Raw genomic sequence first — 15,735 nt, 5'->3', positions numbered from 1 at the left:
TCCGTGCGAGGTGTCAGGTCGCGTTCCGGGTGGTCGCGCGCCCCGCTACTCCCCGAAGCCGATGCCGAAGACCTCCAGCACCGAGTACACGCCGATCGTGGCGATGGCGGTGCTGCTGAGGACCAGGGCGACGGTCAGCCAGGGGTTGGTGCGGAAGCGCCGGTCGACCTCGGTCGTGCGCAGCTTCCACACCGCGATCACCACGCCGAGCAGGAAGACCCCGCTGCCGATCGCGCCCACCTGGACCATCAGCACGGGCGACTGCAGGAACAGGAAGAACGTCGCCCACAACGGGGGAAGGCAGCAGGTCAGGATGCGGATGGTGCGGCGGCGCGCACGGACGTCGTTCCAGTCGACGACCCCGAGCAGCCCCAGCGTGTTCGTCCACAGCCGCGGCACGCTCGCCGTGGAGCCGATGTTGGTGGAGTACAGCACCGCGATCGCGCCGAACAGGAACAGGTACTGTGCCCACGGTCCCATGGTGTCGGTGTAGATCCGCGACAGCGTGGTGATCATGTCGTTGCCCTCGGGCACCAGGTCCTGCGGGTGCAGGACCGCCGCGCCGATCACGTAGAACGACAGCGTGCACAGGGTGCAGACCAGCCACGACGCGAACACGTCCAGCCGCATGACCTTCAGCCAGCCCTCGGCCCGCCGGGCGCGTTCCTCGGTGCCGTCGTCCGGGCCGGTCCAGCGCGCGTAGCCCTTCTCCAGGCACCAGTAGGTGTAGGTGGTCATCTCGTCCGCGCCGACGCCGGTGGAGCCGAACATGGCGACGGCGATGCCGACCGTGCCCGCGGGGATGGCGAAGCTCAGGCCGCCGGCGAGATCGCCGGCACCGTAGGAGAACTCGGTCAGCGGCAGGCCGAGCGCGAGCCCGACGGTGGCGAAGGTGAACACCGCCACCGAGAGCACGGCCGCGTTCTCGACCACGCTGTACCTGGCGCTCTGCAGCAGCAGCACACCGCTGGCGGTCACGACGACCGTCCAGACGACCAGGGACGGGAAGCTCAGCGCGGCGCCGTAGACCGGCCACAGGATCGAGCAGGCCGCGGCCGTGCCGCCGATGATCCCGCCGCGCTGGAACATCTTGGCGAAGTCCATGCCGATCCACAGCAGGTTGATCCAGCTGACGCGGCCGACCTTCGGGCCGACGTGGCTGAAGCCCTCCAGCGCGGTCCTGCCGTTGAGGATCGTCCAGCGCGCCAGCTCCATCTGGATCCACACCTTGACACCGGTGCTCAGGATCACCAGCCACAGCAGCGCGAACCCGGCGCGGGCGCCCATCGACGTGGTGACGATCAGCTCGCCCGATCCCACGATGGCGGCGGAGAGCACCAGACCGGGGCCGAGGTGGCGCAGCCTTCCGGTGAACGTCGTCGGCGGCGTGCGGACGTCTTCGGCTCGCAGCGCGTAGGGATCGTGCTCGACCGGGGCGGCGGTCGCGGCTTTTCTGGACATGGCGCAATGTCCTCTCCACCCGGCGTCCTTGCCGGGTGCGGGGAAGTGGCGGGGTGTCGGGAGGAGCGGTGGCGGGTCAGTGGAACTCGGCGGTGTCGACGGTGTGCGCGGCGATGGCGTCCCAGTCGTAGGAGACGCCGACGCCGGGGCCTTCCGGCACGGGCACGCAGCCGTCGGCGTCGATGGCGGTGAGGCCGTCGCGGTAGTCGTCGGCGTAGACGAGCTGGCTGCGCCCGATCTCCGAGGACTTCGGGTGGACGAACGACATCTCGTAGTAGTTGGTGTTGCGGATCGAGGCCATCAGCTGGCGCTGCGCCGGACCCGGGGTGTGCAGCTCGACGTCCAGCCCGAAGCCCTCGGTGGCGTGGGCGATCTTCAGCGCGCCGGTGATGCCTCCGTCGTACTCGGCGTCGGCGCGCACGAAGTCGGTCCCGCCGCCGATGACGAAGTCGGTGTGCTGTTCGAGGCCGCGGACGTGCTCGGTCTGGAGCAGCGGAGTCCTGATCAGCTCGCGGAGCCTGCGGTGGCCGTGGATCGAGATCCCGGTGTCCTTGTAGGGGTCTTCCAGCCACAGGTAGTTCGCGTCGTCGCAGGCCCGGCCGACTTGCACGGCGTGGGCGAAGGTCTCCAGCTTGCAGCCGGGGTCCAGCATCAGGTCCATCTCGGGACCGACCGCATCGCGCACCGCTGCGATCGTCCTGACGACCTCGGCCACCTCGTAGTCGTCCCACACGTGCAGCTTGTACGCCCGGTAACCGAGTTCCTTGCACCGCACGGCGAAGTCCGCGTACGCCTTGGCGCTGTCGAGGCCGCCGGACCGGTCACCGGCCGCCGTCGAGGCGTAGGCCGGCAGCTTCGTCTTCCAACCGCCCAGAAGCGTCCGGATCGGCACGCCGAACGCGCGCCCGGCCAGGTCCCACAGGGCGATGTCGATCAGGCCCATGCCCATCTTGTCGAACTTGCGCAGCTGGCGCTTGACGTCGTTGTAGATGCGCTCGCGCTCGAAGGGGTTCTTGCCGACCAGGTACTTGCCGAACATGGAGACCTGTGCGGCGGCGACGGAGTTGCCGCCCACGTACTCGCCGACGACGCCGTCGTCGGTGAAGATCCGGACCGCGTAGGCGCTGACCTCCTTGCGGCTGCCGGGCTCGTACACCAGGGAGAAACCCGTGGGGTGCTTGGCGAAGTCCTTCATCTCGAACTTCGCTCTGTCGACGCGCACGCGCTCGATCTTCATCCGCTGCCTCCTCAGGTCGCCGTGTGGTGGGGGAGTTCGCCGCGCAGCACCCTGGCCACGTCCTCGGCCACCATCACGCCCATGTCGCGGTTGGCCTCGTGGCTGCAGGCGCCGATGTGTGGTGTCAGCAGCAGGTTCGGCGCTGTCCGAAGTGGACTGTCGGTCAGCGGTTCGGTGGCGAACGCGTCCAGGGCGGCGGCGCCGAGGTGGCCGGAGTGCAGCAGCTCCGCCAGCGCGGTCTCGTCGACCAGTCCGCCGCGCGCGGCGTTGACCAGACAGGCACCCTGCTTCATCGTCCGCAGAGCCCGCTGGTCCAGCAGGGGCGGCCTGCCGGGCTCGGCGGGCAGGTGCAGGCTCACGAAGTCCGACGCCGCCAGGCACTCGCTGAAGCCCACCGGACGCACGCCGCGCTCGGTGAGCTCTCCGTCGTCCAGGAAGGGGTCGTAGCCGAGCACGGTCATCCCGAAGGCCTGGGCGTATCCGGCGAGCAGGCGCCCGATCCGGCCGAACCCGATGATGCCGAGAGTCCGCCCGGCCAGCTCGGGACCGTAGAGCTTGGGCCAGTCACCGGCGACGACCGCCGTGTGAGCGGCCGCGATCCGGCGCGCCGCGGCGATCATCAGGCCGAACGTCAGCTCGGCCACGGCGCGGGAGTTGCTGCCGGGGGCGAACACCACGGGTATTCCCCGCGCCCGCGCGGCGTCCAGGTCGATGTTGTCGACGCCCACGCCGTGCTTGGCGATCACCCGGAGCCGGGATCCGGCCTCGATCACCTCGGCGGTGACCTGGTCCATGCCGACGATGAGCGCGTCGGCGTCCGGCACGCCGGCGAGCAGCTCGTCGGCGTGCATCGCCCGCGTCTCGTGCGGGCGCACCGCCGTGGACCCGGCGGCGTCGAGGATTTCCCACGGTTCCGGGGAGAAGCGCCCGAAAGTCGGAGTCGTGATCAGGGTGGTGGTCATCGTGCGACTCCCCGGGACACCCAGTCAGGATCGATCCGCACGTGCTTGATCGCCCTGCGGTGGTAGGTGAACGCGATGTGCAGGACACCGTCGGCGGTCTGGGCGACCGACGGGTAGGACAGCTCCCGGTTGAGCCCGTCCCGCGAGTTGTTGGTCATGCAGTAGCCGTCGCCTGCCTCCACGTCCCGCCGGACCGGCCACGTGCGCCCGCCGTCCGAGGACAGCGCGAGGGTCAGCGGTGCCCGGGGCGCGCCCCAGAAGGCGCGGCTCGGCCCGCCGTGCGCGGCGGGGGAGCCGGTGACGCCGTTGTCGTCGATCTCGTCGTAGAGAGACGTTCTCCGCTCGGTGGCGTCGGCCGCGCTGCTGGCGTTGAACACCAGTGCCAGCCGCCCGTCGCGCAGGCGCGTGCACTGGATCGAGGAGTTGTTGTTGGGCAGCGCGGTCGGTACCGGGGCGCTCCAGGTCCTGCCGTCGTCGTGGGAACGGCTCTCGTGGATGGCGTCGGCCCAGCGGCTGCGGAACAGGGCCAGCAGCGAGCCGTCGTCGAGCTCGACGACGTTCATGTGCACGCACCCGGTGCTGTCCGGGATCTCCTGGTGCTGCCAGGTTTCACCGCGGTCGTCGGAGACCAGCAGCGCGCTGGTGTCGTCGTCGCCGACCCACTTCCCGGTTTCCGGCCGTGCGCAGCGGAAGACCGGCAGCAACCACCGGCCGGACCGCAGGACGGCCACCGGCTGGCGGACGAACACCCCGCCCGCCTCGGTCGCCGCGACCAGCGTGCGCACCGGACCCCAGGTCCGTCCGCTGTCGCCGGAGGTCCGCACCCGCACTTCCGCGGTGTCCTGGTCGCCCGCGTGCTGGGCGGTGTGCAGCAGCCACAGCTCACCGCCCGGCGCGGGGAACAGCACCGGGTTCTGCTCGGACCGCGTCTCGTCGTCGGAGAGCGGGACGGGATCGGACCAGGTGTCCCCGCCGGCGGCGAGCCGGGAGAACCAGACGCCGATGTCGGCCACGCCTTCCTGCGTCCCGCTGAACCAGACGCATCCCAGGTCACCGCCGGGCAGGGGCATCAGGTTCGCGGCGTGGGACTGCACGGCGGGGGCGGGGAGGAACGCTTCGCGGCGGTGCGGGTCGTCCGGGACGGGCCGCACCACGCCGTCGGTGCGCAGGGCGGTGGTCACGAGTCCTCGCTTCCGGAGGCGGCCGCCAGGTGCGCCGCGGCGACTTTCTCCAGGTGGACCAGGTCGGAGGCGACCGTGGCGAAGGTGTAGCCCTCCGCCAGCCTGCGCGCGGCGGCCCGGCCCTCGGGGGTGTGGATGCCCGCGGCGATCCCCGCCGCCGCTGCCACCTCGCGCACCGTCTTGAGCGCGGCCTCGAAGACCTCGGCGACCTCGGGATCGCCCGGGTAGGCGCCCCCGACGGCCAGGCACAGGTCCGACGGGCCGACGTAGACGCCGTCGAGACCCGGAGTCGCGCAGATCGCCTCGACGTTCTCCAGGCCCTGCGGCGTCTCGATCATGGCCAGCACGACGGTGCTATCGTCGGCCTCCGCGGGCTTCGGCCCGATCCGCAGCATGGAGCGCATCGGGCCGTAGGAGCGCACGCCGCGCGGCGGGTACCGGGTCGCGGCGACGGCCGCCGCCGCGTCCTCGGCGGTGTTGATCAGCGGCACGATCACGCCGCCGGCCCCGGCGTCGAGCGCGCGGCCGATCGAGGCCGCGTCGTTGGCCTCCACGCGGACCATGCCGACCGACGCACCACCCGCGTCGATGGCCTGCATGCCGTGCAGGATGCCGTCGTAGCCGATCAGCCCGTGCTGCCAGTCCAGCGCGACGTAGTCGTAGCCCAGGCGCGCGATGCGCTCGGTGGCGACCGGCGCGTCCAGCACCGACCAGTAGCCGATGGCGCGCTCCCGGTTGCGGATCCTGCGGGCGAAGTCGGCCGCGGTCATGGACTCTCTCCTTCGGTTTTCTTCTTTGCTCGTCTTGCGTTGCGGTGCGGGTGGCGGTGCCGGTGTCGGGGGTGGGCCAAGCGGCTTCGCCGCTTGAGGACCACGATCAAAAGATCGTTCGTGCTGTCCGGTCAGCGGTTGTAGGCGGGCATCGGGCCGCGCAGGGCGGCGCCGACCTCGTCGCAGGCGGCGACGACGTCGGCGGGCAGCGGCCCGGCGTCCAGGGCGGCGATGTTGGCCCGCAGGTGCTCGACCTTCGAGCCGCCGAGCAGGACCGACCCGGTCGCGGGCTTGGACACCAGCCAGCGCAGGGACAGTTCGGTCAGCCCGAGGCCGGCGTCGTCGGCGACCTTCGCGAGCGCGGCGACCGACTCGAACAGCTCGGGGTTCCAGTAGCGCTGCCGGTACATCTCGGCCACCCGCGAGTCGGCGAACCGGCCGCCGGAGGGCTGCTCCCCGAAGGAGTGCCTGCCGGTCAGCAGCCCGCCGCCGAGCGGGTTGTAGACCATCGTCAGCAGGCCGGTGGCCGCGGCGAACTCGGCGTACTCCTCCTCGATGCGCCGCGCGAGCAGGTTGTAGAGCTGCTGCGCGACGACGGGGCGGGGCGCTCCGGTCTCGTCGGCGGCGCGGTTGAGCTCGCCGATCTGCCACGCCGCGTAGTTCGAGACACCGAGCGCGCCGATCTTGCCCTCGGCGACCAGCTCGGCCACCGTCGTCAGCGTCTCGGCCACCGGCGCCGCACGGTCGGGCTGGTGCAGGTAGAACAGGTCGATGCGGTCGGCGCCCAGCCTCCGCAAGCTGCCTTCGACACTGGCCCGGAGCCCGCGTGCAGACAGCGGGGAGTGCTTCCCGGCGTCGGGGTGGGGGATGCCCGCCTTGGTCGCGAGCACGACGCGGTCGCGTCGCGAACGCAGCAGGTCGGCCAGGATCTCCTCGGCCGCGCCGCCGGCGTAGCCGTTGGCGGTGTCGATCCCGGTGATCCCGGCCTCCAGCGCGACGTCGAGCATCCGGCCGGCCGCGGCGGCGTCCGCGGTGTCCCCGAACGTCATCGTGCCGAGCACGAGCGGGGACAGCGGCACGTCGGTTCCCGGCAGTCGGGTGGGTTTCATCGGAAATCCAATCGGCGGATACCCCGGCCTTCAGGCCGGGGACGGGCCGACCGCGAGTGTTGTTGGTTGATCACCCGAGATCGGCTCTTACGAACTGGCTTGCAAACATGTGAGGCATGGCTAGGACGCTGGTGAAGCGGGCGTACAAGTACCGCTTCTATCCGACCGGTGTGCAGCGCAGTGAGTTGCTGCGCACGTTCGGATGTGTCCGTAAGGTCTACAACCTCGCCCTGGATGCCAGGACTCGCGCGTGGTTCACCGAGCAGCGCCGGGTGAACTACAACGAGACCTCCGCGATGCTCACCGCGTGGAAGAAGACCGACGCGCTGTCGTTTCTGGGTGAGGTGTCGTCGGTGCCGTTGCAGCAGACGTTGCGGCATCTGCAGGGCGCGTTCACGGCGTTTTTCGACAAGCGCGCGCAGTACCCGCGTTTCAAGTCCCGCAAGAAGTCCCGCCAGTCGGCGGAGTACACCCGCTCGGCGTTCACGTACCGCGACGGGCAACTCACGCTGGCGAAGATGCCTGAGCCGTTGAACATCGTGTGGTCGCGTCGGCTTCCGGAGGGTGCGGAGCCGTCCACGGTGACCGTGTCGCGAGACGCGGCTGACCGGTGGTTCGTGTCCCTGCTGGTGGAAACGGCGGTGGAACAGCACGCCCCGGCGGATGCCGCCGTGGGTGTGGACGCGGGCATCAGCTCGCTGGTCACGTTGTCGACCGGCGAGAAGATCACCAACCCCAGGCACGAGAAGCGGGATCGCGCCCGGCTGGCGAGGGCTCAGCGGGAGCTGGCCCGCAGGCAGAAGGGTTCGAACAACCGGGCCAAGGCCCGCCACAAGGTCGCCCGTGTCCACGCACGCATCACCGACCGCCGTCGGGACCACCTGCACAAGGTCACCACTCGACTCGTCCGCGACAACCAAACGGTCGTGATCGAAGACCTCAACGTGCGAGGCATGCTGGGCAACGGCACGCTCGCACGCGCGATCTCCGATGCCGCGTGGTCGGAGTTTCGGACCATGCTGGAGTACAAGGCCGCCTGGTACGGGCGGGGGCTGGTCGTGATCGACCGGTGGTTTCCCTCCAGCAAGACGTGTTCGGCGTGCGGCAGGCCGGCCCGGTCGATGCCGCTGCACATCCGTGAATGGACGTGCGGCAGTTGCGGTTCCCGGCATGATCGGGACGTCAACGCCGCGAAGAACATTCTGGCCGCCGGGCTGGCGGTGTCGGCCTGTGGAGCCGGTGTAAGACCTCAACGGGAGACCTCCCGGACGGGGCAGTCGGCTGGGAAGCAGGAACCTTCCGGCGCGAGCCGGAAGGGAATCCCCGCCCTTCACGGCGGGGAGTAGTCAACGGACAGCTCCTCCGGCGGTCGTGGCGGTGGCCGCGCGTGGCTTGCGGCCCCGCATGGTGGACGGGTCGAGGGCGGCCGCGCGCAGCGCGCGGGTGTAGGGGTGCTCGGGTGCGGCGAGCACCCGCTCGGTGGGGCCGTGCTCGACGAGGGACCCCTTGCGCATCACCACGATCTGGTCGCTGATCTCGCGGACCACGGCGAGGTCGTGCGAGATGAACAGGTAGGTCAGCGCGCTCTCCCGCTGGATCTCCCGCAGCAGCGCGAGGACCTGCGCCTGCACCGAGACGTCGAGGGCACTGGTCGCCTCGTCGCACACCAGGACCTCGGGCCGGCTGGCCAGCGCGCGGGCGATGCCGATCCGCTGCCGCTGGCCGCCGGAGAACTCCGCGGGCCGCCGGTCGAGCGCGTGCGAGGGCAGCCCGACGCGGTCGAGCAGCGCGGCCGCTTCGCGCGTCCGCTCGGCCCTGGAGCGCACGCCGCGCAGCCGCAGCGGCTCGCCCACGATCTCGGCGGCGGACAGCCGCGGGTCCAGCGACCCGTAGGGGTCCTGGAAGACCATCTGGATGCGGGGCCGCAGCGGACGCAGCTGCCTTTCCCCGAGCCGTGCGATGTCCCGCCCGCCGAGCAGGATGCTGCCCGACGTCGGCGTCAGCAGCCGCACCAGCGACCGGGCGATGGTGGACTTGCCACAGCCCGACTCGCCGACGATCGCCAGCGTGCTCCCGGCGGTCACCGCGAAGCTGACGCCGTCCACGGCCCGGAACGTTCCTCCGGGCGCCGGGTACTCGACGACGAGGTCGCGCACGTCCAGGATCGGTTCGCTCATCGGGGGTCTCCGTTCGATCCGTCCCAGGGACCGAGTTCGGGCACGGCCCCCAGGAGCGCCCGCGTGTACTCCTGAGCAGGGGCGCCCACGACGTCCTCCACCTCGCCGCTCTCGACGAAGCGTCCCGCGCGCATGACGTGGATGCGGTCGGAGACCAGCCGAGCGACGCCGAGGTCGTGGGTGATCATGAGGATGCCGACGCCGGTGTGCTCCTGGAGCTCCAGCAGCAGGTCCAGGATCTCGGCCTGCACCGTGACGTCCAGCGCGCTGGTCGGCTCGTCGGCCACGAGCAGCCGGGGTTCGGCGGCCAGCGCGATGGCGATCAGCACCCGTTGCAGCATGCCGCCGGAGAGCTGGTGCGGGTACTTGCGCAGCTGCCTGCCGGGATCGGGGATGCGGACCTGGGCCAGCAGTTGCGCGGCCGACTCCTTCGCCGCGGCGGCGGGCAGCTCGGGCCTGCGCAGCCGAACGCTCTGCACGAGCTGGTGGCCGATGGTGTGCACCGGGCTGAGCGCGGTCATCGGGTCCTGCGGGACCAGCGAGACCTCGCGTCCCCGCACCTCGCGGACCGCGCGCGGGTCGGCGATGACGTCGCGTCCGGCGATCACGGCGCTGCCGGAGAGCACGGCGAGGTCGTCGGGCAGCAGCCGCAGCACGCCCATCGCGGTCGTCGACTTGCCCGAACCGGACTCGCCGATGATCGTCACCGTCTCGCCGGTGCGGATCTCGAACGAGACCCCGTCGACCGCGCGCACGACGCCGGCCTCGGTGATCAGCTCGATCTGGAGGTCGCTGACGGTCAGCAGCGGCTCCCCGGTGGCGGTCGTCATGCGCCTGCCCCCTTCCGGGCCGGGCTGCGGTCCCGCAGGCCGTCGCCGAGCAGGTTGACGCCGATGACCAGGACCACGATCACCAGGCCGGGCAGCGTCACCAGCCACCAGGAGGTCGTCACGTAGTCCTGGCCGTCGGAGATGATCCGGCCCCAGGTGGCGAACGGGCGTTGCGGCCCGGCGCCGAGGTAGCTCAGCGCGCTCTCCAGCAGCACCGCCTGCGCGAGCAGCAGCAGGACGACCAGCGTCGCGCGCTTGGCGATGTTGGGGATGACGTGGCGGGCCAGCACCGCGACCCGGTTCAGCCCGAGCACCCGGGCCGCGTCGACGTAGGGCTTCTCGCGTTCCACCAGCACCAGCGACCTGGTCAGCCTGGCCACCTCCGGCCACTGCGCGATGGCGATGACGCAGGTGATGACCGGTACCGACGGCCCGAACAGGGCCACCACCAGCAACAGCATCATCAGCAGCGGCAACGACATCTGCGCTTCCAGCAGCCGCGAGACCACGGCGTCGACCCAGCCGCCGAAGTAGCCCGCCGCCGCGCCGGCCAGCACCCCGACGATCCCGGAGACCACGACCGCGAGCACGCCCACGAGCAGCGACACCTGGCCGCCGTGCAGCACGCGCGCCAGCAGGTCGCGGCCGAGCTGGTCGGTGCCGAACAGGTGGCCGCCGGTCAGCGGTGGCAGCCTGCGCTCGTGCAGGTTCTGCTCGTCGGCGCCGGGAATCGGCAGCACGCTCGCCAGCGCGACCGGGACGACCACCAGCGCCGTGCACACCGCGCCCGCCCAGAGCTTGGCCCGCGCGGCCTTCGCCCGCCGGGTCGCCGAGGCACGGGCGAGGTCGTCCGTCGTGACCCGGCTCGGCCTGCTCGCTTCCACAGTGGACTGGGTCATCGGGCGACCGCCTTCCCGAGCCGCACCCGCGGATCCAGCAGCGGGTAGGCCAGATCGATGAGGAGCTGCACGCCCACCGCCAGCGCGGCCGTGACCAGGACGGTGGCCTGGATCAGCGGGTAGTCCCTGGTCTCCAGCGCTCGCACCACCAGCGAACCGACGCCGGGCCAGGCGAAGACCACCTCGACCACGACCACGCCGTTGAGCATCGCGGCGAAGCGGGTCCCCAGCGCCGTGAGCACCGGGATCGACGAGTTGCGCAGCGCGTAGCGCCAGGTGAGCACGGTTTCGGGGAGGCCCCGCGAGCGCGCGATCGTCAGGTAGGGCGCCGCGAGGTTGGCCCCCATCTCCCGCCGCACCAGGCGCGAGATCAGGGCGATCTGCAACAGCGCCACGGTGGTGGCGGGCAGGACGAGACCGGCCCAGGTCGCGAACCCGGACGCGGGCAGCACCGGGACGACCACGGCGAAGGCGGTGAGCAGCATGACGCCGCTCCAGAACTCCGGCATCGACTGCCCGGCGATGGTGAGCACGTTCGCGCCGGTCTCCCTGCGGGTGTCGGCACGCCGCGCCATCCAGACGCCGAGCGGGACGGCCAGCAACGCGGTGATCACGATCGAGGCGACGGCGAGGGTGACGGTGTAGGGCACCCGCTCGGCCACGACGTCGAACGCGGGGGCCTGGAACGAGTAGGAGGTGCCGAGGTCGCCGGTGACCAGGCCGCGCAGGAACACGGCGTACTGGGTGGTCAGCGGCGCGTCCAGGCCGAGCTGCGCGCGGACGCGCGCGAGCTCCTCGGTCGTGGCCAGCGGTCCGGCGTAGGAGGTCGCCGGATCACCCGGGGCCATCCGGATCAGCACGAACACCGTGGAGACGGTGAGGAAGACGGTCAGGGCGCTCAGCCCGAGCCTGCGCAGGAGGTAGCGGACCACGGCTCACCTCTCCAGCCGGGTCGATGCGAGTTCGTAGGAGTTGGTGGGCTCCAACGCCAGGTCCTTCACCCGCCTGCGGCGGGCCAGCACCGCGCGCGGGACGAACGCCCACAGGCAGGGCCAGGTGTTCCACACCGCGTGCTGGGCGCGGGCGACCAGCTCCTGGCGGGCGGTGGCGTCGATCTCGGCGTTGGCCCGGTCCAGCAGGTCGGCGACCTCGGGGACGACGTAGCCCTGGTAGGTGTCGCGGGTCTTCTCCTTCTCCGGGGTCCCGCCGTACATGCCCTGCAACGTGATCATCGCCAGGCCGGTGGGGCTGGTGAACCCGTTGCCGAGGACGTCCCAGTCGCCCGCACGGCCCTGCCGCCACTGCGAGATGTCGCCGCCGGGCTCGAACTGCTGGAGCGTCACCGGCACGCCGACGCGGCCGAGCATCTGCAGCACCGCTTCCATCACGGTGGTGTCCGCGGGGAACTCGCCGGACTCCCAGATGATCTTGAGCCGCAGGTCGCCCGCGCGGACTCCCGCCGCGTCGAGCAGCTGCCGCGCACGCCGCGGGTCGAAGGTGTAGTCGCCGGTGCGCACCGCGCCGGACAGCGTCGCGGGCACGACACCGCCCGCCTGCTCCACCGATCCGACGAGCACGTCCTCCACCAGGGTTCGGCCGTCGATCGCGAAGGTCAGCGCCTCGCGGACGCGGGGGTCCGACAGCGGATGGCCCTGCGGTTTGCGGAAGTTGTAGAAGAGCTGGTTGATCCGGGTGCCGGGCACGGTGTCGAGCCCGACCTCGGGCAGTCCCGTCAGCTGCTCGGCCGAGTCCGGCGAGATCGTGTCGATCACGTCCACCTCGCCGCTGCGCAGCGAGACCACCCGGCTGGACTCCTCGGGGACGAACCGGACCTCGACGTTGCGGACCCGCGGCGGCGGGCCCCAGTAGCGGGGGTTCGCGGTCAGCGAGTAGTCGCCGGTCCCGCGGTTGGAGGCGGTGACCACGTAGGGGCCGGACCCGATCCCGGACTGCAGCTCCTCGGGCCGGTTGGCGGCGGACGGGGTGATGAGGATGTTGGCCATCAGGTAGTCCAGCGCGGGCAGCGGCCTGCGCGACCGCAGCTGGAAGGTCCGGTCGTCGAGGGCGACGACCGTCGGCCACTCGGGGAAGAACGCCGCCAGGAACGAGCCGTTGACGCCCTGGTACATCTCCAGCGCCTTCGCGACGTCCTGCGGCGTCACCGGGCTGCCGTCGGAGTACCGCACTCCCGCGCGCAGGCGCACCGTCCACGCGGTCGGCTCGGTGAGCTCGAACCGCTCCGCCAGCACCGGTTGCGGGGTCAGGTCGGGGCCGATGCGCACCAGCGCCTGCCGCACGGCGCGCTGCACGGTGACCGCCGCCTCGAACTGGTTGAGCTTGTTGTCCAGCGAGACCAGGGAGCGGTTCAGGGCCAGGGTCATGGTGTCGGGTCCCGGGCTCCCGGTCGGTCCCGCGCAGGCGGCGAGCGGTCCGAACGCGCAGAGTCCGGCACCGAGCCGCAACGCGCTGCGCCGGGACAGCGCCGGGGATCTCGACTGGGTCATCGTCGACCTTTCCGTCTGGCACACCGGCCCGGCCTGCGGGCGGTCGGTGTTGCGTGGAGCACCCTTGCACGATTGCGTGTTTCGCGCAATGCCAGTAGCGTGATTCGCGCAAAGACTGCGAGGGATGCGGTGGCTCCGCGTTCTCGGCGACGGCACGCGCCCGGTGCGCGCGGGAAGGGGAGAGGATGCGCGATCTTGCTGTTCTCGCCCTTGCGGATGACCTTTCGGGCGCGGCCGAGACCGCGGCGGCGCTGATGTCCTCCGCACTGCGCGCCGACATCGCTCTCGATTCAGGCGCAGTACTTTCTGCGTATAACGCGCAGAACAGTGGCAAGGCACGTGCACTCGTCGTCGACCTGGACTCGCGGCAGTCGGACGCGGACCGCGCCGGGGACGCGCTCGCGGGCATGCTCGCGCAGCGCGGTCCGACCGGCCCGCGGGTGCTGGTCAAGATCGACTCGCTGCTGCGCGGGAACGTGGCCGCGACGCTCTCGGCCGTCGGTCCTGCCGTTCTCGCGCCGGCGCTCCCCGTCGGCGGCCGGACCGTCGTCGACGGAGCGGTGCGCGTCGACGGTACGCCTCTGCGCGAAACGACGGCATGGGGCGCCGAACCGGGCTCGGCGCCGGACTCGATCGCCCAGGTCCTCGCGCCAGTGCCCTGCCGTTCGGTCTCGCTCGCCGAGGTCCGCCGCGACCCGCGCACGGCGATCGCCGAAACCCTTGCGGCAGGCCGGATTCCGGTCTGCGATGCCGAGACCGACAGCGATCTGGACGCCGTCGTGGCCGCCACCCCACCGGAGGTCGCCCTCGTCGGCTCCGGCGGTCTGGCCGCCGCCCTCGGCAGGTCCTTCCGGCACGGCAACGCCGCGCGACGCCCGGACTTCGCGCCGCGCGATGACCGCGCCCTGCTGGTGGTCGTCGGCACGGCGGAGCCGGGCGCGGCGGTCCAGGTGCGCCGGCTCGTCGAAGCGGGTGCGCGGTCTCTGGACCTGCACGTCGATCGGCTCGCGCACGCCGACCCGCCACCCGCGGAGATCGAGCGCATCGCTGAGGCGGTGCGGCAGCAGCCGACCGCACTGCGGCTGCACGCGCCGCGCGGCGTCGACCCAGCCCTGTCCCGCGTCCTCGTGCGGCGGCTGGCCGACACGGTGCGGCGGGTCGTCGCCACGGTCGAGGACGTCGACCTCGTGCTGACCGGAGGGGAAACGGCCCGCGGGGTCCTCGACGCGCTGGACGTCCGCGCGCTGCGACCGGTCGCCCAGGTGCACCACGGCGCCGTGCTCAGCCTCACCGCCGACGCCCGCTCCGTGGTCACCCGCCCCGGGAGCTTCGGCGATCCGGACAGCCTCGTGCGGATCCTCCGGCACCTCCGGCCCCGGTTCCCGTCCCCGCCAACGACATTCCCGCCAACGGCAGACCCGCCAACTGCATCCCCGTCAACGACGGACCCGGCAAGGACATCGCCGCCAACGGCATCACTGCCGACGACGGACCCCGCAACGACATCCCCACGAACAACCTCGCTGCCAACGACAGCACCCGGGCTCGTCCCGGGCTCCACGGAAGGCTGAACAGGTGAGCACCGCTCTTCCCCTCATCGCCGTCACCATGGGAGACGGCGCCGGCGTCGGACCCGAAGTCACCGTCGGCGCGCTGCTGGACGACGGCACCGCGGCGCGGTGCAGGCCCGTCGTCGTCGGCGATGCCGCCCGGCTGCGCCAGGCCGCCGAGATCCTCGGGAGGCCCGCGGAGGTCGTCGCGGTGGAGTCGGTCGCCGACGCGGTCTTCGCGCCGGGCCGCGTCAACGTCGTCGACCTCGGGCTGCTCCCGGCGGACCTGCCGTGGGGCGAGGTCTCTGCGGTGGCCGGCGACGCGGCCTACCACTACGTCCGGGTCGCCGGCGAGCTCGCGACCGCCGGGCAGGTGCACGGCATCTGCACGGCGCCGCTGAACAAGGAGGCGCTGCACTCGGCGGGACACCTGTTCCCCGGCCACACCGAACTGCTCGCGCACCTCACCGGGACCGACGAGGTGTCGATGATGCTGTCCACGCCCAAGGTCAAGGTGGTCCACGTGACCACCCACATCGGACTGGTCGACGCCGTGGCGAGGATCGAGCCCGGCCTCGTGGAGCGCACCGTGCGCCGGGGCCACCGGGCGATGGTCGGCTCCGGCGTGGCGGAGCCGAGGATCGGCGTGTGCGGGATCAACCCGCACGCGGGGGAGAACGGCTTGTTCGGCCACGGCGAGGAGGCGGAGAAGATCGTTCCCGCGATCACCGCCCTGCGTGCCGACGGCATCGACGCCCACGGCCCGCTGCCCGCCGACACGGCGTTCTTCCTGGCCGGGCGCGGTGATTACGACCTGATCGTGGCGATGTACCACGACCAGGGGCACGCCCCGGTCAAGGTGCTGGGGATCGAGGCCGGGGTCAACATCACGGTCGGGCTGCCGGTCATCCGGACCTCGGTCGACCACGGCACGGCCTTCGACATCGCGGGCAAGGGCGTCGTCGACGTCGGTAGCATGATCGAGGCCCTGCGCCAGGCGGCGGAGCTGGCATCCGCTCCGGCCGCGTAGGAGGCCCTGCGGTGCGAGCGGGAGC

The 15,735-nt window shown here is 71.7% G+C and carries 14 protein-coding genes; 3 read left to right on the top strand and 11 right to left on the bottom strand.

Features of this window, described 5'->3' with window-relative positions; translation table 11 throughout:
• Positions 1–45: 45 nt before the first annotated feature.
• From HUO13_RS24990 to HUO13_RS24965, 6 genes are all read right to left on the bottom strand, one after another.
• On the bottom strand, positions 46–1,461 hold the full coding sequence (locus HUO13_RS24990; RefSeq protein WP_211897497.1) for an Nramp family divalent metal transporter: 1,416 nt from the start codon (positions 1,459–1,461) through the stop codon (positions 46–48).
• A 76-nt stretch (positions 1,462–1,537) separates the two neighbouring features.
• Entirely contained in the window at positions 1,538–2,698 is a 1,161-nt protein-coding gene (locus HUO13_RS24985; RefSeq protein WP_211897496.1) for an enolase C-terminal domain-like protein, read from the bottom strand.
• 11 nt (positions 2,699–2,709) lie between these two features.
• Positions 2,710–3,660: a phosphoglycerate dehydrogenase gene (locus HUO13_RS24980; RefSeq protein WP_211897495.1), complete on the bottom strand. Its 951-nt coding sequence runs from the start codon at positions 3,658–3,660 to the stop codon at positions 2,710–2,712.
• Positions 3,657–4,841: a sialidase family protein gene (locus HUO13_RS24975; RefSeq protein ID WP_211897494.1), complete on the bottom strand. Its 1,185-nt coding sequence runs from the start codon at positions 4,839–4,841 to the stop codon at positions 3,657–3,659. The genes HUO13_RS24980 and HUO13_RS24975 overlap by 4 nt, the downstream gene beginning before the upstream one ends.
• The gene (locus tag HUO13_RS24970; protein WP_211897493.1) at positions 4,838–5,611 is read right to left on the bottom strand and encodes an HpcH/HpaI aldolase family protein; all 774 of its coding nucleotides are present in this window, start codon (positions 5,609–5,611) and stop codon (positions 4,838–4,840) included. Before HUO13_RS24970 ends, HUO13_RS24975 begins: the two co-directional genes overlap by 4 nt.
• Before the next feature lie 131 nt (positions 5,612–5,742).
• Entirely contained in the window at positions 5,743–6,720 is a 978-nt protein-coding gene (locus HUO13_RS24965; RefSeq protein ID WP_211897492.1) for an aldo/keto reductase, read from the bottom strand.
• Positions 6,721–6,836: 116 nt separating this feature from the next.
• On the opposite strand from HUO13_RS24965, the gene HUO13_RS24960 reads away from it, so the two are divergent.
• Positions 6,837–8,066: an RNA-guided endonuclease InsQ/TnpB family protein gene (locus HUO13_RS24960; protein WP_282974502.1), complete on the top strand. Its 1,230-nt coding sequence runs from the start codon at positions 6,837–6,839 to the stop codon at positions 8,064–8,066.
• On the opposite strand, the gene HUO13_RS24955 is transcribed toward HUO13_RS24960, so the two are convergent.
• From HUO13_RS24955 to HUO13_RS24935, 5 genes are read right to left on the bottom strand one after another with little or no spacing between them, the layout of a single operon-like run.
• The gene (locus tag HUO13_RS24955) at positions 8,067–8,897 is read right to left on the bottom strand and encodes an ATP-binding cassette domain-containing protein (protein ID WP_211897491.1); all 831 of its coding nucleotides are present in this window, start codon (positions 8,895–8,897) and stop codon (positions 8,067–8,069) included. It abuts the gene before it with no gap.
• Positions 8,894–9,727 carry an ABC transporter ATP-binding protein gene (locus tag HUO13_RS24950; RefSeq protein ID WP_211897490.1) on the bottom strand — a complete coding sequence of 278 codons (834 nt, stop codon included), beginning with the start codon at positions 9,725–9,727 and terminating at the stop codon, positions 8,894–8,896. Before HUO13_RS24950 ends, HUO13_RS24955 begins: the two co-directional genes overlap by 4 nt.
• The gene (locus tag HUO13_RS24945; RefSeq protein WP_211897489.1) at positions 9,724–10,626 is read right to left on the bottom strand and encodes an ABC transporter permease; all 903 of its coding nucleotides are present in this window, start codon (positions 10,624–10,626) and stop codon (positions 9,724–9,726) included. The genes HUO13_RS24950 and HUO13_RS24945 overlap by 4 nt, the downstream gene beginning before the upstream one ends.
• On the bottom strand, positions 10,623–11,558 hold the full coding sequence (locus tag HUO13_RS24940; protein WP_211897488.1) for an ABC transporter permease: 936 nt from the start codon (positions 11,556–11,558) through the stop codon (positions 10,623–10,625). Before HUO13_RS24940 ends, HUO13_RS24945 begins: the two co-directional genes overlap by 4 nt.
• A 3-nt stretch (positions 11,559–11,561) precedes the next feature.
• Complete coding sequence (locus HUO13_RS24935; protein ID WP_211897487.1) at positions 11,562–13,130, bottom strand: ABC transporter substrate-binding protein; 1,569 nt, start codon at positions 13,128–13,130, stop codon at positions 11,562–11,564.
• Positions 13,131–13,315: 185 nt separating this feature from the next.
• Here HUO13_RS24935 and HUO13_RS24930 point away from each other — a divergent pair, with 185 nt between their 5' ends.
• Both HUO13_RS24930 and pdxA read left to right on the top strand, forming a co-directional pair.
• Positions 13,316–14,701 (top strand): four-carbon acid sugar kinase family protein, encoded by a 1,386-nt coding sequence (locus HUO13_RS24930; RefSeq protein WP_211897486.1) that lies wholly within the window; start codon positions 13,316–13,318, stop codon positions 14,699–14,701.
• Positions 14,702–14,705: 4 nt separating this feature from the next.
• Positions 14,706–15,710, top strand: coding sequence for a 4-hydroxythreonine-4-phosphate dehydrogenase PdxA (gene pdxA / locus HUO13_RS24925; protein ID WP_211897485.1), 1,005 nt, complete (start codon positions 14,706–14,708; stop codon positions 15,708–15,710).
• Positions 15,711–15,735 lie beyond the last annotated feature (25 nt).

Origin of the sequence: Saccharopolyspora erythraea (genome assembly GCF_018141105.1) — a bacterium.
GTDB classification, from domain to species: domain Bacteria; phylum Actinomycetota; class Actinomycetes; order Mycobacteriales; family Pseudonocardiaceae; genus Saccharopolyspora_D; species Saccharopolyspora_D erythraea_A.
Note: the sequence above shows the minus strand (reverse complement) of the source record. Positions and strands in the feature narration are given on the sequence as shown.

Excerpts from the sequence above, each read along its gene's own strand:
- HUO13_RS24955 (WP_211897491.1), bottom strand. The coding sequence starts at position 8,897 with ATGAGCGAACCGATCCTGGACGTGCGCGACCTCGTCGTCGAGTACCCG.
- HUO13_RS24935 (WP_211897487.1), bottom strand. The coding sequence starts at position 13,130 with ATGACCCAGTCGAGATCCCCGGCGCTGTCCCGGCGCAGCGCGTTGCGG.
- HUO13_RS24985 (WP_211897496.1), bottom strand. The coding sequence starts at position 2,698 with ATGAAGATCGAGCGCGTGCGCGTCGACAGAGCGAAGTTCGAGATGAAG.
- HUO13_RS24945 (WP_211897489.1), bottom strand. The coding sequence starts at position 10,626 with ATGACCCAGTCCACTGTGGAAGCGAGCAGGCCGAGCCGGGTCACGACG.
- HUO13_RS24930 (WP_211897486.1), top strand. The coding sequence starts at position 13,316 with ATGCGCGATCTTGCTGTTCTCGCCCTTGCGGATGACCTTTCGGGCGCG.
- HUO13_RS24960 (WP_282974502.1), top strand. The coding sequence starts at position 6,837 with ATGGCTAGGACGCTGGTGAAGCGGGCGTACAAGTACCGCTTCTATCCG.
- HUO13_RS24990 (WP_211897497.1), bottom strand. The coding sequence starts at position 1,461 with ATGTCCAGAAAAGCCGCGACCGCCGCCCCGGTCGAGCACGATCCCTAC.
- HUO13_RS24970 (WP_211897493.1), bottom strand. The coding sequence starts at position 5,611 with ATGACCGCGGCCGACTTCGCCCGCAGGATCCGCAACCGGGAGCGCGCC.
- HUO13_RS24965 (WP_211897492.1), bottom strand. The coding sequence starts at position 6,720 with ATGAAACCCACCCGACTGCCGGGAACCGACGTGCCGCTGTCCCCGCTC.
- HUO13_RS24950 (WP_211897490.1), bottom strand. The coding sequence starts at position 9,727 with ATGACGACCGCCACCGGGGAGCCGCTGCTGACCGTCAGCGACCTCCAG.
- HUO13_RS24980 (WP_211897495.1), bottom strand. The coding sequence starts at position 3,660 with ATGACCACCACCCTGATCACGACTCCGACTTTCGGGCGCTTCTCCCCG.